21 protein-coding genes are annotated in these 25,695 nt (G+C 31.4%); 11 read left to right on the top strand and 10 right to left on the bottom strand.

Going from position 1 to position 25,695, the window contains the following annotated elements; all coding sequences use genetic code 11:
- The first annotated feature begins 202 nt into the window (after nt 1-202).
- Together H574_RS0106340 and H574_RS0106335 are read left to right on the top strand one after the other, a co-directional pair.
- Entirely contained in the window at nt 203-2,968 is a 2,766-nt protein-coding gene (locus H574_RS0106340) for a metalloprotease (protein ID WP_240471257.1), read from the top strand.
- A 186-nt stretch (nt 2,969-3,154) separates the two neighbouring features.
- Entirely contained in the window at nt 3,155-5,566 is a 2,412-nt protein-coding gene (locus H574_RS0106335) for an alpha-ketoacid dehydrogenase subunit alpha/beta (RefSeq protein WP_027879763.1), read from the top strand.
- Nucleotides 5,567-5,637: 71 nt separating this feature from the next.
- On the opposite strand, the gene H574_RS0106330 is transcribed toward H574_RS0106335, so the two are convergent.
- A complete protein-coding gene (locus H574_RS0106330; RefSeq protein WP_027879762.1) occupies nt 5,638-6,468 on the bottom strand; it encodes an alpha/beta fold hydrolase in 831 nt (276 codons plus the stop codon).
- A 147-nt stretch (nt 6,469-6,615) separates the two neighbouring features.
- Between H574_RS0106330 and H574_RS0106325 the strand changes: the two genes are divergently transcribed.
- Both H574_RS0106325 and H574_RS0106320 read left to right on the top strand, forming a co-directional pair.
- Entirely contained in the window at nt 6,616-6,882 is a 267-nt protein-coding gene (locus tag H574_RS0106325; RefSeq protein WP_027879761.1) for a DUF202 domain-containing protein, read from the top strand.
- Complete coding sequence (locus tag H574_RS0106320) at nt 6,883-7,356, top strand: hypothetical protein (RefSeq protein WP_027879760.1); 474 nt, start codon at nt 6,883-6,885, stop codon at nt 7,354-7,356.
- Nucleotides 7,357-7,440: 84 nt separating this feature from the next.
- Here H574_RS0106320 and H574_RS0106315 read toward each other — a convergent pair whose 3' ends face one another.
- The 3 genes from H574_RS0106315 to holA form a co-directional block, all read right to left on the bottom strand.
- Nucleotides 7,441-8,001, bottom strand: a complete 561-nt coding sequence (locus H574_RS0106315; RefSeq protein WP_027879759.1) for a type 1 glutamine amidotransferase domain-containing protein — start codon at nt 7,999-8,001, stop codon at nt 7,441-7,443.
- Between the two features lie 161 nt (nt 8,002-8,162).
- Nucleotides 8,163-8,525 carry a cupin domain-containing protein gene (locus tag H574_RS0106310; protein WP_027879758.1) on the bottom strand — a complete coding sequence of 121 codons (363 nt, stop codon included), beginning with the start codon at nt 8,523-8,525 and terminating at the stop codon, nt 8,163-8,165.
- Nucleotides 8,525-9,529: a DNA polymerase III subunit delta gene (holA, locus tag H574_RS0106305; RefSeq protein WP_027879757.1), complete on the bottom strand. Its 1,005-nt coding sequence runs from the start codon at nt 9,527-9,529 to the stop codon at nt 8,525-8,527. The genes H574_RS0106310 and holA overlap by 1 nt, the downstream gene beginning before the upstream one ends.
- 96 nt (nt 9,530-9,625) lie before the next feature.
- Between holA and H574_RS0106300 the strand changes: the two genes are divergently transcribed.
- The 3 genes from H574_RS0106300 (at nt 9,626) to H574_RS0106290 (ending at nt 12,071) form a co-directional block, all read left to right on the top strand.
- Nucleotides 9,626-10,075, top strand: a complete 450-nt coding sequence (locus H574_RS0106300; protein WP_027879756.1) for a type I restriction enzyme HsdR N-terminal domain-containing protein — start codon at nt 9,626-9,628, stop codon at nt 10,073-10,075.
- A gap of 47 nt (nt 10,076-10,122) precedes the next feature.
- Nucleotides 10,123-11,112: a glycosyltransferase family 2 protein gene (locus tag H574_RS0106295; RefSeq protein ID WP_027879755.1), complete on the top strand. Its 990-nt coding sequence runs from the start codon at nt 10,123-10,125 to the stop codon at nt 11,110-11,112.
- A gap of 95 nt (nt 11,113-11,207) precedes the next feature.
- Nucleotides 11,208-12,071 carry an OmpA/MotB family protein gene (locus H574_RS0106290; RefSeq protein ID WP_027879754.1) on the top strand — a complete coding sequence of 288 codons (864 nt, stop codon included), beginning with the start codon at nt 11,208-11,210 and terminating at the stop codon, nt 12,069-12,071.
- A 61-nt stretch (nt 12,072-12,132) separates the two neighbouring features.
- Here H574_RS0106290 and H574_RS0106285 read toward each other — a convergent pair whose 3' ends face one another.
- The 4 genes from H574_RS0106285 to H574_RS0106270 form a co-directional block, all read right to left on the bottom strand.
- Complete coding sequence (locus H574_RS0106285; protein WP_027879753.1) at nt 12,133-12,477, bottom strand: VOC family protein; 345 nt, start codon at nt 12,475-12,477, stop codon at nt 12,133-12,135.
- Nucleotides 12,478-12,624: 147 nt separating this feature from the next.
- Nucleotides 12,625-13,245 carry an L-threonylcarbamoyladenylate synthase gene (locus tag H574_RS0106280; RefSeq protein ID WP_027879752.1) on the bottom strand — a complete coding sequence of 207 codons (621 nt, stop codon included), beginning with the start codon at nt 13,243-13,245 and terminating at the stop codon, nt 12,625-12,627.
- Nucleotides 13,246-13,354: 109 nt separating this feature from the next.
- Entirely contained in the window at nt 13,355-15,694 is a 2,340-nt protein-coding gene (locus H574_RS0106275; protein ID WP_027879751.1) for an ATP-dependent helicase, read from the bottom strand.
- 75 nt (nt 15,695-15,769) lie between these two features.
- Complete coding sequence (locus tag H574_RS0106270) at nt 15,770-17,320, bottom strand: hypothetical protein (RefSeq protein ID WP_027879750.1); 1,551 nt, start codon at nt 17,318-17,320, stop codon at nt 15,770-15,772.
- A 113-nt stretch (nt 17,321-17,433) separates the two neighbouring features.
- Here H574_RS0106270 and H574_RS0106265 point away from each other — a divergent pair, with 113 nt between their 5' ends.
- Both H574_RS0106265 and H574_RS0106260 read left to right on the top strand, forming a co-directional pair.
- Nucleotides 17,434-18,987: an FMN-binding glutamate synthase family protein gene (locus H574_RS0106265; RefSeq protein WP_027879749.1), complete on the top strand. Its 1,554-nt coding sequence runs from the start codon at nt 17,434-17,436 to the stop codon at nt 18,985-18,987.
- 87 nt (nt 18,988-19,074) lie between these two features.
- Nucleotides 19,075-19,593 carry a DUF7935 family protein gene (locus H574_RS0106260; protein WP_027879748.1) on the top strand — a complete coding sequence of 173 codons (519 nt, stop codon included), beginning with the start codon at nt 19,075-19,077 and terminating at the stop codon, nt 19,591-19,593.
- A gap of 3 nt (nt 19,594-19,596) precedes the next feature.
- Here the strand turns inward: H574_RS0106260 and H574_RS0106255 are convergent, their stop codons facing one another.
- Together H574_RS0106255 and H574_RS0106250 are read right to left on the bottom strand one after the other, a co-directional pair.
- Complete coding sequence (locus tag H574_RS0106255) at nt 19,597-20,529, bottom strand: patatin-like phospholipase family protein (protein ID WP_027879747.1); 933 nt, start codon at nt 20,527-20,529, stop codon at nt 19,597-19,599.
- 25 nt (nt 20,530-20,554) lie between these two features.
- Nucleotides 20,555-22,603 carry a M1 family metallopeptidase gene (locus H574_RS0106250; protein WP_027879746.1) on the bottom strand — a complete coding sequence of 683 codons (2,049 nt, stop codon included), beginning with the start codon at nt 22,601-22,603 and terminating at the stop codon, nt 20,555-20,557.
- Between the two features lie 83 nt (nt 22,604-22,686).
- Here H574_RS0106250 and recG point away from each other — a divergent pair, with 83 nt between their 5' ends.
- Both recG and H574_RS0106240 read left to right on the top strand, forming a co-directional pair.
- Nucleotides 22,687-24,825 carry an ATP-dependent DNA helicase RecG gene (gene recG / locus H574_RS0106245; protein ID WP_027879745.1) on the top strand — a complete coding sequence of 713 codons (2,139 nt, stop codon included), beginning with the start codon at nt 22,687-22,689 and terminating at the stop codon, nt 24,823-24,825.
- 54 nt (nt 24,826-24,879) lie between these two features.
- Complete coding sequence (locus H574_RS0106240; RefSeq protein ID WP_240471256.1) at nt 24,880-25,410, top strand: CIA30 family protein; 531 nt, start codon at nt 24,880-24,882, stop codon at nt 25,408-25,410.
- Nucleotides 25,411-25,695: the final 285 nt, after the last annotated feature.

Raw genomic sequence — 25,695 nt, 5'->3', positions numbered from 1 at the left:
AATTAAAACAATATTGATTTTCTTTCGTTATAATTTTTAAAAAAAATTGTTGTTCGCTGTACATTTTTAAATTTGAAAACATTATTTTCAAGAAAAAAAGTATTGCTATAACTTTTAAAAGCTATTAAAAAGAAAATTGAAATTTAAATACACTTTCATCATAATCTGCCTGTTTTCCATTTCGGCGCTAAGCCAAAATAAAATGGACATTAATGCTGTGTTTGACACAAACAATCACAGTATTGCAATCACTCAAAAAATTACTTATTATAATAATTCTAACAAGGTTTTAGATACTATTTATCTTAACGATTGGAGTCATAGTTATTCTTCCAAAACATCTCCTTTAGCCGAGCGTTTTGCAGACGAGTTTAAAACCGTTTTTCATTTTGCTAAAAACGAAGATAGAGGTTACACTGCCCTAACAAGCATAAACCAAGATAATAATGCCTTATTTTTTGACCGTTTAGATAAGAAACATATAGATGTTATTAAAGTTGCTTTAAAAGAGCCGTTACAACCTAAAAGCAGTTATAATTTAACTTTAAACTACATTGTACAAATACCAAACAATAAATTTACACGCTATGGTGTAACAGATGATGGTCAATATAATTTACGTTTTTGGTACATTACTCCTGCTATTTTTGATGGTAAATGGCATTATTACAGCAATAAAGATTTAGACGATTTATACTTACCAAAATCTGATGTTAATCTAACAATAACCTACCCAAAATCCTTTACTCCTATATCTGAATTAAACACCTTAAAAAATACAACAAGAGGAGACAATGTCACTACTGTTTTGCAAGGAAAAGATGTTTTAACGACCAAGTTTTCTTTAGTTAAAAACAATGATTACAAAACTGTAGAAACAGACTTCTTTAACATCAAATCTAATATTGATACTGAAGATTTAGATCCTGCTGAAGTTGCTATTGTTACAGATAGAGTAACTCAATTTATTAATAAAAACTTGGGTGAGTATCCTCACAATAAAATGTTATTAACCTGGATAGATTATAAAAAAGATCCAATTTACGGTCTTAACTTATTACCAGATTTTATAAGACCGTTTGACGATACATTTCAGTACGAACTAAAAATCTTAAAAACAGCACTAAGAAGCTATTTAGAAAACACATTGCTAATCAACCCAAGAAAAGATCAATGGATTTTGGATGGCATTCAGATTTACTATTTAATGAAATATGTAGAAGAAAACTATCCAAATCAAAAAATACTTGGTAAGCTAGCTAATATTTGGGGCGTTCGAGCTTTTCATGCATCAGATTTAGAGTTTAATGACCAGTATCCATTTTTATACATGCACATGGCACGTACCAATCTAGATCAACCACTAGATATGTCTAAAGACAGCTTACTTAAGTTTAATAAAAACATATCTAATAAATACAAAGCAGCTGTTGGACTTAATTATTTAGATGACTATATAGGAAATAAAACCATTGAAAATAGTATTTCTGAGTTTGTGAAAACTAGAAAAATGAAACCAATTTCTGCTCTAGATTTCGAGGATTTTATTAGAAATAAGACTAACAAAAATTTAGATTGGTTTTTTGAAGATTATGTCTCTACAAGTAAAAAAATAGATTATCGTATAAAAAGAGTTAAAAAAACTGAAGACTCCTTAGAAATTACAATAAAAAACATTCGTGACAACACAATGCCAATTGCCTTGTTTAAACTAAAAAATGATACGGTAATTTCTAAACAATGGATTGAAGGTTTTAAAGGCACAAAAAAAATAAAAGTAGAAAAAACTGAAGCTGATCAATTAGCTTTAAACTATGATAATGTTGCGCCAGAATTTAATCAACGTAATAATTTTAAAAAACTTGATGGTTTTTTCTTAACCAATAAACCATTACAGTTTAGACTATTTAAAGATATAGAAGACCCAAATTATAGCCAAGTCTTTTTTATGCCAGAGTTTGAGTATAATTTTTATGATGGTCTTTCACCTGGATTAAAACTTTATAACAAAACCTTATTAAGCAAAAGACTTAATTACAAAATAAGCCCAAAGTTTGGTATAAAAAGTAAACAATTAGTCGGTAGTGCATCTGTATCGTATTCTGCAAGACCAGAAAACTCTAATAATTTTAGAACACGTTATGGTATATCAGGTAATTACTACAATTATGCACCAAATTTATCATATACAAGCTTTACTCCTTATATAGATTTTATATTTAGAGACCATAAAAACTTAAGAGATAATAAAAGAGAATATCTAAATTTTAGATATGTGAATATTGACCGAGAAGTTGATCCAACAGGCGAATTTGAAACCGATGGAGAGCCAAAATATGGTGTTTTTAATGCTAGGTATAGTATTAACGATAGAAATTTAAAAGAAACAAAATACTTCAACTTAGACTTACAACTCTCTAAAGATTTTGGTAAAGCATCTACTACGTTAGAATTTAGAACACTTACCGAAAAAAACAATCAATTTAATTTAAGGGTTTTCTCTGGTATTTTCTTGTATAATCAAACTTATCAAGATTCTGACTTTTTTAGCTTTGCTTTAGACAGACCTACAGATTACCTATTTGATTATGATTATTTAGGACGTAGTGAAGAACAAGGCTTATTAAGCCAGCAGTTAATTATTGCTGAAGGAGGGTTTAAATCAAAATTAGAGCAACCCTATGCCAATCAATGGATTACTACTGTAAACACAAGTGCTACAATATGGCGTTATATAATGGCGTATGGAGATGTTGGAGTTATAAAAAGTCAAAACTTAAGCCCTAAATTTGTTTACGATTCTGGTATACGACTAAATCTTGTAGAAGATTATTTTGAAATATACCTTCCTGTTTATTCTAATTTAGGTTGGGAAATTGGTCAACCAAACTACGACCAAAAAATACGTTTTATCGTCACACTTTCTCCTCAAACTTTATTAGGTTTATTTACAAGAAGATGGTATTAAAAAATAACTTATTTGAAGTTTTTAGATATTAAAAAATTCTTAACCAAAATTGATATTTCTTTTAAATAATAAGAAATTAACAAAATTTTACTTATTTAATTTAATTTTTCGTATTATTTTAAGATAATCACACATTGCAAAAATCAGATTTAATGCCTATTTTTGCAAGTAACTTATTCCTATATTATGCAAGCAAAAACTAACACAAAAAAAGACCTTTCTTTTGAAGACTTTAAAACAGAAGTCCTTAACGATTATAAAGTAGCTGTAACCAGTAGAGAATGTAGCTTACTTGGTCGTAGAGAAGTGTTGACTGGTAAAGCAAAATTCGGGATTTTTGGTGATGGTAAAGAAGTACCTCAACTAGCATTAGCTAAAGCTTTTAAAAATGGTGATTTTAGATCTGGATACTATCGTGACCAAACATTTATGATGGCTATCGGAGAGCTAAACATAGAACAATTTTTTGCTGGTTTGTATGCCAATACAGATCTTAAAGAAGAGCCTATGAGTGCTGGTAGACAAATGGGTGGACATTTTACCACACATAGCTTAGATGAAAACGGAAACTGGAAAGATCTAACCAAACAAAAAAATTCAAGTTCAGATATCTCTCCTACTGCAGGACAAATGCCAAGATTATTAGGATTAGCACAAGCTTCTAAAATATACAGAAATGTAGACGGTATAGATGCAGCAAAATTTTCTAATAAAGGTAACGAAGTAGCTTGGGGAACCATTGGTAACGCAAGTACAAGTGAAGGTTTATTTTTTGAAACCATTAATGCTGCAGGAGTTTTACAAGTACCAATGGTAATTAGTGTTTGGGATGATGAATATGGAATTTCTGTTCATGCAAAACATCAAACTACAAAAGAAAATATATCTGAAATTTTAAAAGGATTTCAACGCGATAAAGACAATGAAGGTTATGAAATTTTACGCGTAAAAGGTTGGGATTACGTTAACCTAATCGAAACCTATGAAATGGCAGGAAAAATTGCAAGAGAAGAGCACGTTCCTGTCCTTATCCATGTACTAGAATTAACTCAACCTCAAGGTCACTCGACTTCAGGATCTCATGAGCGTTACAAATCTCAAGACCGTTTGTCTTGGGAAAGAGAACATGATTGCAACATAAAAATGCGTGAATGGATGATTGCGCATAACATTGCAACAGAAGATGAGCTTGAAACCCTTGAAAAGAATATAAAAAAGCAAGTAAGAGATGGTAAAAAAGCTGCTTGGACAAGCTACTTAAAACCAATTCTTGAAGAAAAAACAGAAGTCATTTCATTATTAACACAATTAGCAACAACTAGTTCTAATAAAGTTTTTATTGAAAAACTTACTAACGAGCTTAAAGATATAAAAGAACCTAACCGTAAAGACGTTATTTCTTCAGCTAGAAAAGCTTTACGTTATGTAATATCTGAAGAAAGCGAAGCTAAGAACCAATTACTAAATTGGATAGAGAATTACTTTGCCAAAATTCAACCAAAATATAGCTCTGATCTTTTAAATGAAACAGAAACAGCTGCTATTCATGTAAAAGAAGTAAAACCAACTTACGATGATAATCCAGAGCAAGTAGATGGTCGTGTAGTAATACGTGATAATTTTGATGCTATTTTTAATAAATATCCTGAAACATTAATTTTTGGTGAAGATTCTGGTAATATTGGTGATGTAAACCAAGGTTTAGAAGGTTTACAAGAAAAATATGGCGAATTACGCGTAGCAGACGCTGGTATTAGAGAAGCAACAATTGTAGGGCAAGGTATTGGTATGGCTATGCGAGGCTTACGTCCTATTGCAGAAATTCAATATCTAGACTACATAATGTATGCGCTACAAATTATTAGTGACGATTTAGCTACAGTAAGATACAGAACAAAATCTACACAAAAAGCACCTTTAATTGTACGTACTCGAGGACACAGATTAGAAGGTATTTGGCATTCTGGATCACAAATGGGTGGTATTTTAAATCTAGTTAGAGGCGTACATGTTTTAGTACCAAGAAATATGACTAAAGCAGCTGGTTTTTATAACACGTTATTAGAAAGTGATGAACCAGCAATAATTGTAGAATGTCTAAACGGATATCGTTTAAAAGAACCTATGCCAAATAATATAGGTGAATTTAAAACACCTTTAGGTGTTGTAGAAACTGTTAAAGAAGGAACCGATATTACACTAGTTTCTTATGGCTCTACACTAAGAATAGTTGAGCAAGCAGCTAAAGAGTTGTTAGAAGTTGGTATAGATGCAGAAATTATTGATGTACAATCTTTATTGCCTTTTGACTTAAATCAAGATATCGTAAAAAGTGTAGCAAAAACAAATCGCCTAATGGTTATTGATGAAGATATGCCAGGCGGAGCATCTGCATACATTTTAGATCAAATTATAAATAAACAAGGCGCTTTTAAATACTTAGATAGCGTACCAAAAACATTAGCAGCAAAACCTCATAGACCAGCTTATGGTACAGATGGCGATTATTTTTCAAAACCATCTACTGAAGATGTTTTTGAAGCTATTTATGATGTAATGCATGAGTCTAATCCTACTAATTTCCCTAAATTAAGGTAGGTAATTTTAAGTTTTAATTAAAAAAAGCGCATCTTTATAGGATGCGCTTTTTGTTTTAATATATACTAAGTTTATTCTTCTAAAAATTTAATTAAAAGATTATTCAATTCTTCTTTGTGCGTTATATTTAATCCATGAGGAGCGTCTTTTATAATATGAAAAGTATTATTTACAATTCCTTTTGCTGCTTGTTTTGCAGAAGTTTCTATCGGTACAGTATTATCTGCATCTCCATGAATGATTAATGTTGGTACATCTACATTTTTTAATTCGTCTCTAAAGTCAGTATGCATCCATGCTTTGGCTGCTTCAATTGTACCACGTGGCGATGCATGAGACGCTACGATAAAATCATAATCTAACTGTGCTTGACTAATTTTATCTTTATTTTCTTCATAATTATAAAATCCTTTAGAGAATTCTTTTAAAAAACCTACACGGTCATTTTCTAAAGCGTCTTTGATTCCTAATAAATCCTTTTCTGGTACTCCAGTTGGATTGTCATCTTTTTGTTTTACTAAAGGAATTATACTACTAATTAATGCTGCTTTAGCAATTTTATCAGTTCCGTAATCAGTACAATATCTAACTACTTCTCCTCCACCCATAGAAAAACCAACAATAATTGCGTCTTCTAATTCTAATTGAGTGATAATTTCATTTAAATCGCTAGCTAATGAAGAGTAATCATATCCATTCCATGGGAAAGAACTAATCCCAAATCCACGTCTATCATAAGATATACAACGGTAACCTGCTTCAACAATTTTCCAAACTTGATGTTCCCAAGATTTTCTGCTTAGTGGCCAACCATGAATTAAAATGACCGGCTGTCCTTCTCCATAATCTTCATAAAAAATATCTACAATTTCTTCTGTATTTTCATTTGTAATAAAAGGCATAATTAAAATTTTAATTGGTTTACTTAAAGTTACATTTTTAAAGACCTTTTGATGTTAAACTAGTGATAAACTATTCTTTTTATTATGTTAAAGCTAAAAAAAAGAGTAATAATTATTTAATATCTTTAACCTAAATTATATTTAACAATGAGCATTACTAAAAACGATCTAACCACAAGAGATTGGCTTGCTATAGAACGTACTAAACTAGCAAACGAAAGAACTTTTTTAGCTTATTTTAGAACCTTTTTAGTCATTTTAGGTACCGGTATAACTATTTTAAAAATTGAACTTTTTGAAGACTTAAAAACCTTTGGAGTTGTTTTAATCGCTATTGCTCCTATTATATTATTAATTGGTATTTTTAGACTTTTTAGGGTTAAAAACACCATTAGAAAACACTATAAATTATAGATGAAATCTGCTACCGTTGCGAACATACGTAAAGAATTAAAACATAAATCTAACGACGAACTTGCCGAGCTTTGTCTACGTTTATCTAGATTTAAAAAAGAAAATAAAGAACTACTTACCTACTTACTTTTTGAAGCAGATTACGAAGCTGGTTATATTGAAACTGTAAAAGCTGAAATTGATGAACAGTTTGACCAAATTAACACCAATAGCTTTTTTTACATAAAGAAAAGCGTTCGCAAAATTTTACGTAATACTAAAAAATACATCAGGTATTCGCTTAACAAAGAAACTGAAGTCGAACTCCTTTTATATTTCTGTCAAAAATTAAAAGCTATGACGCCTTCAATATCTAGAAACACGACATTAACCAATCTTTACAACAGAAATATTTTAGCAATTAAAAAGAAAGTAAAAAATCTACACGAAGATTTACAGTATGATTATAACCTAGAATTAGAAGACCTTAAATAACTACTTTCTTTTACTAACCTTAATTATTGGACATAAAAAAAGCGAACTTAAAAGTTCGCTTTTTTATTGATATTTACTTACTTATTATGCAGTTTGCATTTGATGTTTACCTTCGTAAACTTCTTCAATTAATTTTTTATTAAATGCTGGTAAGTCATTAGGGTTTCTACTAGTTACTAATCCTTCATCTACAACTACTTCGCTATCTTCCCATTTTGCTCCTGCGTTTACTAAATCTCGTTTTATTGAATTAAAAGATGTAATTTTTCTTCCTTGTAAAACATCTGCTTCTGCTAATAACCATGGTGCATGACAAATAGCTCCTACTGGTTTTTTATTTGCAAAAAATGATTTTACAAATCGTATGGCATCTTCGTTACGTCTTAAAACATCTGGATTAATTACTCCTCCTGGTAACATTAGCGCATCATAATTTTCTTGAGATGCTTCATCAATGGTTTTATCTACTTCATATTCATTACTCCAATTTCCATCTTGCCATCCTTTAATTTTTCCTAAATTTTCTGATACAATATGTACATCTGCACCAGCTTCTTTTAAAGCATTCATTGGTTCTTTCAACTCGCTTTCTTCAAATCCATTTGTTGCTAAAATCGCAACTTTCTTTCTATCTAAATTTTCCATTTTTGATTGTTTTTTGTGATTAATAATTCTTTTTCGGTATCTAAATTACTAAAAATGAATACTAAACAAGAAAATCAAAATTGGTTTAACCGGACTTTAATACTTAATGTTAAAGAATATGTTTGTTGTGTTAAAAACAGAGTGAAATGTTAAAGACTTTATTACTTAGGTTCTATAATTAAATAGACAGAAGTACTATCTCCTACATTTAATACCTCGTGCTGTGTTACTTTTGTTTTACTCCAAGTTGTTCCTGTAGGTACTTTAATAGTTTTTGTCCCCGAAGTATCTGTAATTTTAAAAGTGCCTCCTTTTAAGGTATAACCAAAATGTGGATTGTGATAGTGTTTTTGATGCCCAACTCCTGGTGGAAATGTACACTTTAATATGCGCTGCTCTTTAGTATCTTGCAACACTTCGCATACTTTTTTACCATTCCATCCAGCTTCTAAAGGATCTGGAAGTGTTTGTGTTGTTTTGCATGAAAACAAAGAAATTATTAATATAAAAGTAAAGTATTTCATTAATTTAAAATCTTAACTAATAATTCCTTTAGTAAATCTCCTTGCGGTACAGCATTACTATTTACACCTTTACTTTTAACATCAAACTCTCTAAGTAAAGCTACAACTTGACTTACTTTTCGCATTGGGAAGTTTCTTGCTGCATCCAAATATTCGTTTACAAAATAAGGATTAACTCGTAATGCACTTGCCACACTACGCGGATTTCTATCTTTCATTCCGTGTAATTGTAGTAACTGAGAAAAGAAATTAAAGAGCAAAGCAACCGTAACAACCATTGGATTATCTTTTGGGTTATCTGCAAAGTATTGTACAATTTTAAATGCTTTTACACTATCTCTTGCACCTATTGCTTTTCTAAGCTCAAAATTGTTGTAATCCTTACTAATCCCAATATTTTCTTCGATATGCTCTGGCGTAATTTGTGTGTTTTTAGGTAAAACTATTTGAAGTTTTTCAAGTTCGTTATTAATTTTTCCTAAATCTGTCCCCAAAAACTCTACCAATAATTGAGAAGCTTTGGGTGTTATTGCATAACCTCTTGGTGATAAAACACGCTTTATCCAATCTGGTACTTGATTATCATATAGTTTTTTACTTTCAAAAACAACACCAGATTTTTTTATTGCCTTATACACTGCTTTACGTTTATCTACTGTTTTGTATTTATAACAAAGCACCAAAACGGTTGATGGCTGTGGGTTTTTAGCATAATCATCCAACTTGTCAAACGTGCGTGATAAATCTTGAGCTTCTTTTACTATAACCACTTGGCGTTCTGCCATCATAGGAAAACGCTTTGCATTGCTCACAATATCTTCTACTGCTACATCACGACCGTACAAAATCATCTGGTTAAAACCACGTTCTTCTTCTGCAAGAACAGTTTGTTCTATAAATTCTGAAATTTTATCAATATAATAAGGTTCTTCACCCATTAGAAGATAAATGGGTTTGATATTTCCGTTTTTTATATCTGTTACCAGTTGTTTGACGTCGTCCACAAGCTTAAAATTGCAAGTTTAAAATTCCAAAAACATGACATGGAATTTGCTTTTTTATTATTGTACCTTAACTTTGAAATAAATTATACAGCGTTAATGCTAGACCTCAATTTTCCAAAGTTTTCGTTTCGTTTCAAAAATAGCGAAAATAAAGTATCTATCTTTGATGTGATACGTAAAAAATTTATCGTTTTACAACCTGAAGAATGGGTAAGACAGCATTGTATTCATTATTTAATTGAAGTTAAAAATTACCCGATTTCTTTAATTAATGTTGAAAAAGAACTGAAGGTAAACGACTTAAAAAAGCGTTACGACATTGTTGTTTTTAACACCGACGGAAGCATTAAGTTGATTGTTGAATGTAAAGCGCCTAAGATTAAAATAAGCCAAGATACTTTTGATCAAATTGCGCGTTATAACTTAACGCTAAATGCAGACTATTTAATGGTGACCAATGGTATAAATCATTATTATTGCAAAATGGATTTTGAGGCTGAACACTATCAGTTTTTAAGAGATATTCCAGAATATAGTCAGCAGTAAACAGTACGCAGTTGGCTGTATTAGAAAACAAATAAACACATCAACAAATATTGAAAATAGCAGTTGTCATATTAAATTGGAACGGAAAAGCACTTTTAGAGCAGTTTTTGCCTTCTGTTATTGATTATTCTAAAGACGCCACAATTTATGTAGCTGATAATGCATCTACTGATAGTTCTGTTGCTTTTGTAAAAGATCAGTTTCCTAATGTAAAAATCATAGAAAACAAAATTAATGGTGGATACGCTAAAGGCTACAATGATGCATTACAATTTGTAGACGAAGATATTTTCTGTCTTCTTAACAGCGACATTGAAGTCACTCCAAATTGGCTTGACCCAATACTTGACACTTTTAACACTGAAACTGAAACAGCAATTATTCAGCCTAAAATTTTAGATTACAAAGACAAAACTAAATTTGAATACGCTGGCGCTGCTGGTGGTTTTATTGATAAATACGGCTATCCCTTTTGTAGAGGTCGTATTTTTGATACTATAGAAGTTGACACAAATCAATATCAAAGCAAAAACATTTTTTGGGCATCTGGCGCCTGCTTTTTTATACGAAAAGAAGTTTTTAAACAATTAAATGGTTTTGACGAAAGCTTTTTTGCCCATCAAGAAGAAATTGATTTATGTTGGCGTGCATTTAATTTAAACTACAAAACAAAATATGTTTCAGAAAGCACTGTGTATCATGTTGGCGGTGCAACGTTAAGCGCAGCAAATCCTAAAAAAACGTATCTAAATTTTAGAAATAGTTTATTTACTTTAACAAAAAACGCTAAAGGAAATTTGTTTTTGATAATCTTAGTTAGATTAATTTTGGATGGTATTGCCGGATTAAGATTCTTATTACAACTAAAGTTTAATCATTTCTTAGCCGTTTTAAAAGCTCATTTTTCATTTTATGGCAAATTAAAAACACTTTTAAGGCAACGTAAAAACTTAACCCAACAAGCAGGATATTTCTCTATAAAATCTATTGTTTATCAATATTTCATTAAAAAGAGATCTACTTTTTCAAAACTTTAAATCTTTTAGCAAAAGTTTTGTTAAACCTAATTTTAACATTTTAAATATTTATACTTTTGGTGTGTATAAATTTAATTTTATTCAATCCATAAATTATGAAGAAACTAATATTATTTAGTGCAAGTGCACTACTGTTACTAAGCTCATGTGTATCTAAAAAAGAATACGCTGCATTAGAAGCAAAACATAAAGAAACACAAGATTTATTAAACACAGCTACAGTTAAACTAAACTCTTGTTTAGCAGATAAAGCTGCAGAGTTAGCAAGAGTTAAAGAGTTACAAGATCGTTTAGCCGATATGAAAGCTAATAACGAAGCTTTAATACAAAGCACTAAAGACATGACTGTTTTAACAACAAAAGGTGCAGAAAACTTAGAAAAATCTTTAGAAAGCTTAAAAGAAAAGGATTTAAAAATCTCTAGACTACAAGACGCGTTAACTAAAAAAGACAGTGTTACACTAGCTTTAGTAACAAGTTTGAAGAAAGAAGTTGGTCTTAATGACGAAGACATTGAAATTAATGTAGAAAAAAGCGTAGTATTTATCTCATTATCAGATAAATTATTATTTAAAAGCGGAAGCTACAACATTACCGACCGTGCAAAAGAAATCTTAGGTAAAGTAGCAACAGTAATTAATGGTAAACCAAACTTTGAAGCTATGGTAGAAGGACATACAGACAATGTACCATACAGAAAAGGCGTATTGTTAGATAACTGGGACTTAAGTGTAAAACGTAGTACCTCTATCGTAAGAGCTTTACAAGAATTAGGTGTTAAGCCAGAACAATTAATTGCTGCTGGACGTGGTGACCATTTACCTTTAGTACCAAATGATACTGCTGAAAACAGAGCGACTAACAGAAGAACAAAGATTTATATCTTACCAAAAATTGATCAGTTTTATAAAATGATTGAAGAAGAAATGAAAACATTATCTGAAGAAGAAGGTAACTAATCATTTTCTTATAAAATATATTGAAAGCTCAACTTTAAGTTGGGCTTTTTTTATGGATTAATTATTCACTCCAAATAGCTAGCTCATTACCCGAAGGATCTAAAAATTGAAAGCGCTTTCCGCCAGGAAAAGAAAATATATCTACAGAAATTGTCGCGCCTAATTGAATTAGTTTTGATTTAATACTTTCTAAATCGTTATGATACAAAACCACTAATGCACCATTTACAATTGGTTGATTTGATTTTTCAAAACCACCATCTAGTCCGCTAGATTCAAAAGCAATATAACTATCGCCATAATCTTTAAACTGCCAACCAAAAGCGTTGCTGTAAAAGGTTTTTGTAGCTTCTAGATTGGTTGCTTTTAATTCGATGTAGTTAATGTGGTTATTGGTTGGTTTCATTTTTTATTTTAGTTTATTTTCTACGATTAAAGAAAATTCAATATCATAAAACTACTTCTCGATACAATTTACTCATACTTCGTAAATCACTCGAAGTGAAATATTTAAAATAGATAGCTAGGCAAAACTTTTTCTAAACAACAAATACTAAAAAATCTCTAAACTACCTTTTCCTTCTCTAACAATTAAAGGTTCTTCTTTAGATAAATCGACAACTGTAGATGCTTGATTATCTCCATAACCACCATCAATAACTAAATCTACTAAGTTGTCCCATTTTTCTAGAATTAACTCTGGATCTGTTGTGTATTCTATAATTTCGTCTTCATCTCTAATAGATGTTGAGACAATAGGGTTACCTAAAAGTTTTACAATTTCTAAAGCAATATTGTTATTAGGCACACGTATACCAACTTCTTTTTTCTTTTTAAACGCAGCTGGTAAGGTTTTAGAACCTGGTAAAATAAATGTGTATGGTCCTGGTAAAGCGCGTTTTAGGATTTTAAAGGTTTTAGTATCTATTTGCTTAACATAATCTGATAGATTACTTAAGTCGTGACAAATAAATGAGAAGTTTGCTTTATCCAATTTTACGCCTTTTATACGTGCGATTTTTTCTAGTGCTTTTGTATTTGTGATATCGCATCCTAAACCATAAACAGTATCTGTTGGATATATTATTAAACCTCCTTTTTTTAATACCTCTACTACTTGCTTAATCGCTTTTGGGTTTGGGTTTTCTTCGTATATTCTAATAATATTTGCCATTTGTTTTATTATTAAATTAAAACTTCTCGATACATTTTGATAATACCTCACAAAACACTCGAAGAGACGTTACTCTTCAAACTTTTAGACTTTGAACTTTGAACTAAAGTTACCCTATTACATCTAATTTTGCAAAACGTAATAACAGCTTTTTAACTCCAGCAACTTCAAATTTAATTTCTGCTTTGGTATCAGTTCCTTTTCCTTCTATTTTTAAGACTTCTCCTTTTCCAAATCGCATATGACTTACAATATTACCAACAGCTAAATTACCATCAAACAAGTTAGTACTTGGCACATCGTTTTTACCTAAAGCATCTACTTTTTTAAGGTTTTTAGGTGTTGATGGTGTAAACTTTTCTGGTGCTTTCTTTTCTTTCTTTTTAAACTTAGGTTGGATTGGCTTTTTAAACCTAACCTTATTTGGTTCTACATCTCCAAAAATATCGGCAGATAACATTGGATTGATACGTCTTTCTTCTTTTGGCGTAATATTTTCTATAAACTGATCGTCTATTTCTTCAATAAATCGGCTAGGATCAGAATCTACTAATTTTCCCCAACGGTAACGTGATAAAGCATACGTTAAATAGGCTTGTTTTTCGGCTCTAGTTAAGGCTACGTAAAACAGTCTTCGCTCCTCTTCCAACTCGCTACGCGTATTCATACTCATAGCACTTGGGAATAAATCTTCCTCTAAACCTACTACAAATACATTATTAAATTCTAGTCCTTTTGCAAGGTGAATGGTCATTAATGCTACCACATCATCATCTCCTTTTTCGTTATCTAAATCTGTAGCTAATGCAACATCTTCTAGAAACTCCGCTAAATCACCTTTGGCATCTGCTAATTCTTGCTGTCCTTCAACAAAATCTTTAATACCGTTTAGCAATTCTTCAACGTTTTCTAGTCTTGTTACACCTTCTGGAGTTCCGTCTTTATTAAACTCGCGCATTAGACCACTAGATTTTACAACGTGTTCTGCAAGTTCAAAAGCGGTAGCTGTTTGATTCATCACTTGATAACTTTCAATTAAAGTCACAAAATCACGAAGTTTATTTTTGGTACCGTTATTTATATTTACTTGAACTGTGTCTATTTCTTTTAAAATTTCCCAAATGGTTTTACCTAAACCATTGGCTGCAACTACTAAACGATCTATCGTAGTTTGACCAATACCTCTTCCTGGATAATTGATAATTCGTTTTAAAGCTTCTTCATCTGAAGGGTTTAAAATCAAACGTAAGTAAGACAATACGTCTTTAATTTCTTTACGTTGATAGAAACTTAATCCGCCATAAATTCTGTATGGAATATTTCGTTTACGTAACGCGTCTTCCATTGCTCTTGACTGTGCATTGGTACGGTATAAAATGGCAAAATCGCTATTGTTAAGTTGCTGATTCATTTTGGTTTCCCAAATGGTGCTTGCTACATAACGACCTTCGTCACCATCGGTTAAACTTCGATGCACTTTTACTTTTGGTCCTTCTTCATTAGCTGTCCAAACTACTTTATCTAACTTAGTTTGGTTATGATCAATCACTGAATTTGCTGCACCAACAATATTTTTTGTAGAACGGTAATTTTGTTCTAATCTGTACAATTTTACATTATCATAATCACGCTGGAAATTAAGAATGTTATTAATATTTGCACCACGAAAGGCATAAATACTCTGCGCATCATCACCAACCACACATATATTTTGAAAACGATCTGCCAACGCACGTACAATTAAATACTGACTATGGTTTGTATCCTGATACTCGTCTACCAAAATGTATCTAAATTTATCTTGGTATTTTGCTAAAACGGTTGGGAAACGTGTTAAAAGCTCGTTTGTACGCAATAATAAATCATCAAAATCCATAGCACCAGCTTTAAAACAACGATCTACATATGCTTTATAAATATTACCCATTTGTGGTCGCCTTGCCATAGCATCTGCTTCCATCAATTCTGGATTGTTAAAGTAGGCTTTTACAGTAATTAAACTGTTTTTGTAAGATGAAATCCTGCTGTAAACTTGTTTAGTTTTATACAGGTCTTTATCTAAATTCATCTCTTTGATAATTGACCCTAGAAGTTTTTGAGAATCTTGTGTATCGTAAATTGTAAAATTACTCGGAAAGCCTAAATGATGACCTTCTACTCTTAAAATACGAGCAAAAACGGAGTGAAATGTACCCATCCAAAGATTTTTAGCTTCACTTTCGCCAACAATTTGAGCAATACGCTCTTTCATTTCGCGTGCAGCTTTATTGGTAAATGTTAATGCTAAAATACTAAAGGAGTCTACGCCTTTATGCATTAAGTAAGCTATACGATACGTTAATACTCTTGTTTTACCAGAACCTGCACCAGCAATAATAATCATTGGTCCATCTACTTGTATTGTTGGTTCTAATTGCGCGTCGTTAAGTTGAGAAAGATACTTTTCCAAGGGTAAAAATTTTTGTTGTAAAAATAACCATACCACTTGGTTTTACTAAAGGTTTTTATCAATAATTATAAACAATTACAGCATAGCTTCTTTAAGTCCTGCTCTTATATTAACCCATATAAAATTAAAAACCGACTTATGTTTAACGCGTTGTATATTTTTAGCTGTTGCTTTTCTAAAATTATCTGATTGATCATTACTGTTATTTGATACAAATAGATTTATTAAACCTGACAAAAACTTATTTTTTTCTTCACCATTTTCTTTTAAAACAATTACATCAAAATTTTCATATTTAGTTTTTAAATCAATATTTGAAACATCAGAGTTTCCGTTTATTGTAAAGTAAGTTTTCTGTAATTGCCCATCTAATCTTATATTTAAATTAGGCTCCATAAATTGGTTTAGTTGACTTGCATTTAAAACACCTATATCTGCTTTAAAAACAAATTGATCTAATTGGTTATTAACGTCAAAATCCCAACTAACTTTTAAATTGGAATTATCCATAAATGTAGAGGTAACATCAATTTTTGTAGTACCCAAATCAGTAAAAGCATTGCCTAAATGACTAATGTTAGCGTTTAGATTGGTAAATTTTATTTGACCAGCAGGCTTATCGTGTTTCACCTTTTCTTCATAAGTGATAAAAGCATTTTTAATTTGCACATTTTTTACTTTTAAATCGAAATTTAAATCTCTTAATTGCTTACTATACATAGGTTTTACAGACAAATCATCTGCTACCAACTTATCTCTATAAATGTTGAAATTTGGCTGCTTTATAACTACATTCTCTGTTGTAAAACTAAAAATACTGTCATTTTTAAAGTTTGTTGCAAAGTCATTGACTACAATCTCTTTAACATTTAAATCATAGTAATCACGTTCTACTTTTAAGTGTTTAGAAAGTTCTTGCTTTTCATATTTTGTTTTGATATTTAAATCGGTAAACGTTGCGTTATTTTTATGGACTTCAATTTTATTTACAGTCAAGTTTTCAAAATCGTTTAATACATAAAATGTTTGATTAACCGAAAAGTTAAAACTTTCAAACTTAAAAGGTATTTTAGCATTAGATGTATTTGCATTAAAAACAATATTTGATGTAGATAAGTTTAATTGTTCTGATTTAAAAAGTACATCTTCAGTATTAAAATCAAAAATTTCAACATTGGCATTTTCTACAGAAAAAGTTTCAATATAAATAGGACTTTTAACCTGACTTTTTATTTGAGTATTAAAATCTTCAGAAGATACTTGTTTATTATAAAAATGAGTGATTTTTGGAGATTTTACGTTTATATTTTCAACATCAATTGTATTGTTTTTCCAATAATTCCAATAACTAAAATCTTCAATAGATAGTGTTTTAAATTCTAACTGCGTGTTTATTTTTTCGGTAGTTTTTCCTTTTATCGTAAGTAAAGCTTCTTGTATATTAAAATCGCCATTCAACAAGTCTAAATCTATAGATTTATATTGCAACTCAATGTGTTCTGGTAGATTAGACAAATAGTTTTCAACTTTATTTAAAATACTAGTTTTAGTAATAAAATAGCCAACAATCAATACGATTATTGATAAAATTACGATTAATCCGGTTTTTTTGGTTTTTGTGGTCATATACTAAAGATAATATTTAGAATGTGTAACCTTTCAATTTTATAATTATATTAACTTAACAGAAATATTAGCATTGTAATTTTACTATTTTTGAAAAAACAACTTATAAATTCATGGATACATTATTAAGTTTTTTATCTAACATCTCTTGGTGGATGTGGATAATTATAGCGCTTGCTTTAATCGCTGTACGCGATATTATTCAACGTAAACATACCATAAGTCATAACTTTCCTGTTGTTGGTCATATTAGGTATATGCTAGAAAGTATTGGTCCAGAGTTAAGACAATATCTTGTCGCTAATAACCGAGAAGAGCTACCATTTAATCGTATAGAACGCGGTTGGGTTTATGCGTCTTCAAAAAACGAAAACAACTATGAAGGTTTTGGTACCGATAGAGATATTTATGCGCATCAGCATATTTTTATAAATAATGCAATGCTTCCTTATAAATTAGAAGACAATCATCCAAATAAAAAAGACAACCATTTTTTACCATGCGCAAAGGTTATGGGGCAATATAATAATCGTAAACGACCATACAGACCTGCATCTGTAATTAACGTATCTGCGATGAGTTTTGGATCTTTATCTGCAAAAGCTATAGAATCCTTAAATAAAGGTGTAAAAATAGCTGATGCATATCATAACACAGGTGAAGGTGGTTTATCACCATATCATAAACATGGTGGTGACGTTGTATTTCATTTTGGTACAGGATATTTTGGCGTTAGAGATGATGATGGAAATTTTTCTATGGAAAAACTTAAAAAACTAGTTCAAGATAATCCGTTTATAAGAGCAATAGAAGTAAAACTATCACAAGGAGCAAAACCAGGAAAAGGTGGTGTTTTACCTGGCAGCAAAATCACTAAAGAAATATCTGAAATTAGACACGTGCCAATGGGTAAAGATGTATTATCTCCACCAAATCATTCGGCTTTTAATACAATACCAGAGTTAGTCGAATTTGTAGAAGCAATTGCACAAGAAACTGGCTTACCTGTTGGTATAAAAGCTGCTATTGGTAAACTTGGACAATGGGAAGAACTTGCAGATTATATGAAAGCCAACAATAAAGGTCCAGATTTTATTACTGTTGATGGTGGCGAAGGTGGTACTGGTGCTGCACCACCAAGTTTTGCAGACCACGTGTCTTTACCATGGGTTTATGCTTTTGGTGATTTATATAAATTATTTAAGGACAAAGGATTAACAGAGCGAATTGTATTTATTGGTAGTGGCAAATTAGGGTTTCCTGCAAAAGCAGCTATGGCGTTTGCAATGGGTGCCGATTGTATTAATGTAGCGCGTGAAGCAATGATGAGTATTGGTTGTATACAAGCACAAGTTTGTCATACCAATCGATGTCCTGCTGGCGTTGCAACGCAAAATAAATGGCTACAACGTGGTATTGATGTGCCTTTAAAAAGTGAACGTTTAGCACAATATTTTAACACCTTTAAAAAAGAATTTTTAGAAATTACTCATGCTGCTGGTTACGAGCATCCTTGTCAATTTAAAATGAATGATGTTGAAGTTAACGTAGATGACCACAACTTAAGCAAAGAGCTTGACAGCACCTATAAATATCATAAAGTTGAAGTTCCTTTTAGCGGCATGCAGAGTTTAAAAGATTGTCCTCATTTAGGTGGTATTGCTTAAAATTAACATAATCCATAAATATAAAATCAAGTTACTTGTACAATAATTTAAAACACATTAAGTTTGTTGTATAAACAAAAAACATCCATGGAAGATCAAGTTTTAACTTTATTATTATATTGTATACCTGCTTTAATTACTGGTATTGTTGCTTACTTATTTTTTAGAGAATACTTTAATAATGAATTTGAGCGCAGAAAATATGAAGTAGCTAAAGAGCTTAACAAACAATCTTTACCAATACGATTACAAGCTTACGAACGTTTAACGCTGTTTTTAGAACGTATCTCTCCTAATAAATTATTACTTCGTGTTGCTCCTGTAGGAAACAATAAAGAAGACTACGAAACTTTATTAATAAAAAATATCGAGCAAGAGTTTGAGCACAACCTAGCACAACAAATCTACTTTAGTGATAATTGTTGGAGTGTTATCAATGCATCTAAAAGCGCAACTGTGCAATTAATTAGAAAAGTCGCTATGAGCGAAAAAATTGATAATGCAGATAAACTTCGTGAAGCTATCTTAAACGAAATGCTAGATAAACCAGCACCAAGCAATGCAGGTTTACACTATATTAAAAAAGAAGTATCTGAAATCTGGTAAGAGTTAAGGCTCTATTTCGTCCTTAAACTTTTCACTTTGATCCATCGGTTGCCCTATAGCATGTTTGGACTCAGCGTAATGATACCCTTGCTGCCACCAGGTTTCCATTAATTGTTTATTAAAGATTAATGAGTTTTCGGTAAGTTTTGTAGGTGTAAAATATAGATTAAGCTTTACATTTCTATGTTTTGCTGCCAATCGTCCTATTGCGATATCGCCTTTTTCTACTTGATCAGACAAATGTCCAAATAGATTAATCATTAAAGAAAACGGGTTTTTACCTAAAACCTTGTTATACTCTAAGTTTTCACTTTCTAAAATAATCGCATCTACTTCGGTTGCACCTCTTAAAATAGCTTCTCTTATTGGCACAACACAAGCTAATCCACCATCGGCATACTCAAAACCATCTTTAGTTGCTAAAGACATAAACGGTACTAAATTGCACGAAATCCAAATCCAGTCGCAAAATTCTTCATAACTAAAATCTTTAATAGACTTATACTCTGCTCTATTTTTAGATAAATTAGTTACCGTAACAATCACGTCTTCTTTAGTAGCACGAATACGATCATATTCTTCTTTAGTAAAATTCTCTTTAATATTCTTTCTTAAATTTTTACTTTCTCCAAAGGTTCTCTTACGTTTAATAAACTGCAAAACAGTATTAAAGTAATTAATAGATACGTACTCTCTATCTCCTTTCTTCTTTACTACAAATGGGTTAATATTAAAAATAGAATGCTGATTAACATGCGTATAAATATCATACAGCTTACCAATATCATGCGCTGCCAAATGCGGAATTAACAAACTACCGGTAGATGTGCCCAAATACATATCATAATCTCTACCTTCTTGCTCTATCAAATATTGCGCGACGCCACCTGCAAACGCACCTTTACTTCCGCCACCAGAAATTACTAAAGCTTTCAAATTTAATCTTGTATTTGGATTACTATTATTTTTGCAAATTACTAATTATTGATTGATATCTATCGTCTTCAGATAATTTTTCTAATAGCGATTTAGCAAAACTTTTAAATCGCCAATTATGATGTTTTGAAGCTTCAATTAAGTGTTTTAAAGCATCTTCATTAAACACACCAATACTAGACAAATAACCAAATGCGTTTTGACGCAAACTAAACGGTTGCTTTGGATTGGTATAACTTACCAATTCCTCAAAAAAATCTTGTTTTTTATCTGTTTGAAATTCTGGTGTTGCCAAAGCCAATGTTAACCATAACGTACGCACATTGTAATCGTTAAATCCATAAATAGATTGAGTTTGCTTTAAATATTCATTTCGCTTTCGCGGAAAATTTGCCCAAAGATTATACAAAGCAGCTTCAATGGTGACGTACGACTGATCGTTTAATAAGGTTTCATAATCCTGCTGAAAGTCTTCCGGAATTTCAGACATGTTTAATGCTAATGCTTGTCTTAAATGAAAGTTTTTAGACGCAAACGCTTCTTTTACCAAATCGTTGTAAGTTGGATAGTCTGGTTTAGACAACGCCTTTTTTAATACTGCAACTTGCATTGGATAAAATCCTTCTGGTAATTGCGTTACCAAACTTGATGGTATATAATTATCATCATCATCTGTTCTGTAAGTTAAATACGGATGTTCTTCGATAGTTAATAAAAATGCAGACGTTTCGTTAGATTGTAATGCGTTTGTCATCTCATTAATTGGCAGCGTTTTATTTTTTAACCAAACTTGTACAAAATTAGACAAGTCCATTTTGGAAGCTTTTTCAACTTCACTTATAAAATCATTAGTCTCTACATTACCATAAGCATGTTTCTTCAAATAGCGTTTAACAGCTGTTTTAAACGCCTTATCGTCTACTTTTTCTCTTAGAACATGCAAAACCCAAGCGCCTTTTTTATAAAATGTCGTACTGCTAGATTTTGGATCCAATAATGCTGTACTTTGTCCAGCTTGTTCTTGTGCTTCTAATTCTTTTAAATATTGGTACAATTGCCAATAGTAATAATCGTCACCAAAAATATCACGTTCTGCTAACAGCGCGTAATACGTAGCAAATCCTTCTTGAAGCCAATGGTGTGTACCTGAAGTTTCGGTAACCAAATCGCCAAACCATTGGTGAGCTAACTCATGCGCATTAACATTAACGTAGTTTTTATCTGTAAAACCAACCTCATCAATCATAAAATCGTCTGAAAAAATCGTACAACTTGTATTTTCCATACCTGAATACAAAAAGTCTTTTACAGGTACTTGTTTGTAGTTTTGCCAAGGATATGGTACGTCAATTTCTTCCTCTAAAAAATCAAACATCTGCTCTGTGTAACGGTACGTTGGCTCTACTTTTGCAGAATCTTCTGGATAGTAATACAATTGGATAGGAATACCGCTTTTTGAAGTGATTTCTTTTTTATCGTATTTACCAATAGCTAAAGCAACAAGGTAACTTGACATTGGTTGTTGCATGTCGTAATGCCAAGTTTTAAAACCATTATTTTCTTCAATATTTAATAATTTACCGTTTGAAATAACATAATAATCTTCATCAGCTATTATACTTAAATCAAACTCAATTTTATCATTCATATCATCAATACTTGGCAACCAATTACTAGTGTATTTACCTTGTCCTTGTGTCCAAACTTGTGTATATTCTTCTTTTTCGACAAAATACATAGCTTTTTTAGGCTTTGACTTATAACTTAACGAAAGCTCATTATCTACCGAAACATCAAGTTTTTTCTTAATAATTAAATGATTTGATGTTAAATTAACCTCAACTTTACTTCCATTAACAGACACATCTTCAAACTCGATGTTTTTTGCATCTACATATAAAGAATCTATTGGTTTTAAAACATTAAAATAATAAGTAACCAAACCAAAAATTGATTTATCCTCTGTCTGTACAGTAATATTTACTTCTGCTTTTTCAAAATCAACAACATCGGTTTGCTGTGCAGTTACAAGGCAATTAAAAAATGTAAAAAGAAGTAATAGGTAATATCTCATAGTTTGTTTTTATCAAGGACTAGACCAAAATACATAAAATTTAGAGTTTCATCTTTCAAGTTAAAGATTTATCTTCGTTGCTTATGAGTACCAACTTACAAACTCCTATAGATTATTTAAAAGGCGTAGGACCAAATCGTGCAGATTTACTACGTAAAGAGTTAGGTATTCATACGTATCAAGATTTAATAAATCTGTTTCCTAATCGGTATTTAGACCGCACGCAGTACTATAAAATTAACCAGTTACAACCTAATGCTAGCGAAGTTCAAATTGTTGGTAAAATTATCAAGTTTGAAGAAGTTGCTCAAAAAAGAGGCAAACGATTAGTTGCTACTTTTAAAGATGAAACTGGCACTATGGAACTAGTTTGGTTTAGAGGTCAAAAATGGATTAGAGAAAGTTTAAAACTAAATACACCATACGTCATTTTTGGTAAAACAAATTTGTTTGCAAACAAGTTTAGCATGCCTCATCCGGACATCGAATTACTATCCGAGCATCAAGCAAATTTGCGTAGTAATATGCAAGCCATTTATCCCTCTACAGAGAAACTTTCTAACAAAGGAATTAGCAATCGTGTGATGACAAAAATCATGCAAAATTTGTTCTTAGAAACGAAGGGAAAATTTGCCGAAACTTTGTCTAAAAATTTACTAAAAGAAAACCAATTAATTTCCAAACCTGAAGCTTTATTCAACATCCATTTTCCGCAAAATCAAGAAGCACTTTCTAAAGCAAAATTTAGGTTAAAATTTGAAGAATTATTTTACATTCAATTACAATTAATTTTAAAAAATTTAATCAATAAAAAGAAGATAAAAGGATTGCCTTTTGATAAAGTTGGAGAACACTTTAACAACTTTTACAAACACCATTTACCGTTCGAATTAACCAATGCACAAAAACGTGTTTTAAAAGAAATTCGTTCAGATTTAGGTAGTCATGCGCAAATGAACCGCTTATTGCAAGGTGATGTTGGTTCTGGAAAGACCATTGTTGCGCTAATGTCAATATTAATGGCGCTTGACAATGGTTACCAAGCCTGCTTAATGGCGCCAACTGAAATTTTGTCAGTCCAGCACTACAACGGATTAGTTGAGTTGTGTAAAGATTTGAAAATCAGAATTAAACTACTTACAGGTTCAAGTAAAACTTCAGAACGAAAAGAAATTCATAATTTGCTAGAAAATGGCGAATTAGACCTCTTAATTGGCACACATGCATTGCTTGAAGATAAGGTGAAATTTAAAAATTTAGGACTCGCAATTATTGACGAGCAACATCGATTTGGAGTTAAGCAACGTTCTAAATTATGGAAAAAAGGTCCGTCCATAATTTTAGAAAACGGCGAACAATCTGCTCCTATTCCACCGCATATTTTGGTGATGACAGCAACACCAATTCCGCGTACTTTAGCCATGTCAATTTATGGCGATTTAGACATCTCGATTATCGACGAATTACCACCTGGAAGACAAGCCATAAAAACCGTTCATCGATACGATAATAATCGACTTAAAGTGTTCCGATTTATACGTGATGAAATAGCTAAAGGAAGACAAGTTTATATCGTCTATCCGTTGATAGAAGAAAGTGCCCAAATGGACTATAAAGATCTAATGGATGGATACGAAAGTATTGCTAGAGATTTCCCTGCGCCTAAGTATCAAATTTCGATTGTTCATGGACAAATGAAACCTGCCGATAAGGATTTTGAAATGCAACGTTTTGCTAAAGGCGAAACTCAAATTATGGTCGCTACAACGGTGATAGAAGTTGGTGTAAATGTGCCAAACGCTTCTGTAATGATTATTGAAAGTGCCGAGCGTTTTGGCTTATCGCAATTACACCAATTACGTGGTCGTGTTGGTCGTGGCGCAGCACAAAGTTATTGTATCCTAATGACAAGCCACAAACTATCAGAAAACAGTAAAACACGCATCCAAACCATGTGTCAAACCAACGATGGTTTTGAAATTGCCGAAGTAGACTTAAAACTTCGTGGTCCAGGAGATATTATGGGTACACAACAAAGCGGTGTACTTAACTTGCGTATTGCAGATGTAGTAAAAGACAGCAACATTTTACAACACGCACGTTATTGGGCTAAACAACTACTAAGCAAAGATCCAAGCTTATCACATCCAGAAAATGCGGTTATTTTAAACACCTATCGTCAAATGGCTAAGTTTAAAAACATCTGGAATTACATATCCTAACACCAATTCATTTAACAAACTGCTATAAAATCCGTATTTTTAGAGTAAAAAACTATGAAAACTCTAATCTTAACCTTAATCCTTTTTGCTTTTATGACTTCAATTACAATTTTTCAGTTTAATAACACCAGTAATTTAGATGATTGGCAAGTTGTAGATGATGTCGTTATGGGTGGAAAATCTAACGGAAACTTTCAATTAAATAAAGATGGTTATGCAGTATTTAGCGGCGACGTATCTTTAGAAAATAATGGTGGTTTTAGCTCTGTGCAATATACTTTTGATGCATTAGATATTACCAACTACAAAACAGTTTGTATCAAGCTTAAAGGCGATGGTAACAACTATCAATTTAGATTAAAAAAAGACCAAAACGACTATTATTCTTACAAAAAAGAGTTTAAAACCAACGGAGATTGGCAAATCATTAAATTACAACTAGCTAGTTTGCAACCAACTTATAGAGGTAGATCTTTAGATATACCAAATTTTAACAGCAATAGTATTGAACAGCTTACTTTTTTAATTGCTAATAAAAAAACACAGTCTTTTAAGTTAGTATTAGATAAGATTTGGCTGGAGTAAACTATTTTATTGTTTACGTTATAGGAAAAATCGTATCTTGATTTGTAGTGTCGGATTTGCATACTCTGCTCTGTGTTAATTGTGTGATGTCTCCCGTGTGTTCGACAGGACTTGCGTAGTCATTTCGACGGTAGGAGAAATCTCATCTTAGTTACAGTGTTAGATCTGCTTACTCTGCTTTGAGCTACTTGTGCGATGTCTCACGTGTGTTCGACATGACTAAAGGATGCTTTTTAACTCTTTACAAAACCTAACGGTATTTAATATGAATTAATTGGTTTTATA

It is taken from the genome of Mesoflavibacter zeaxanthinifaciens DSM 18436, assembly GCF_000422365.1.
Classification (GTDB): Bacteria; Bacteroidota; Bacteroidia; order Flavobacteriales; family Flavobacteriaceae; genus Mesoflavibacter; species Mesoflavibacter zeaxanthinifaciens.
The sequence above is the reverse complement of the archived record's forward strand: the minus strand, read 5'-3'. Positions and strand labels throughout refer to the sequence as shown.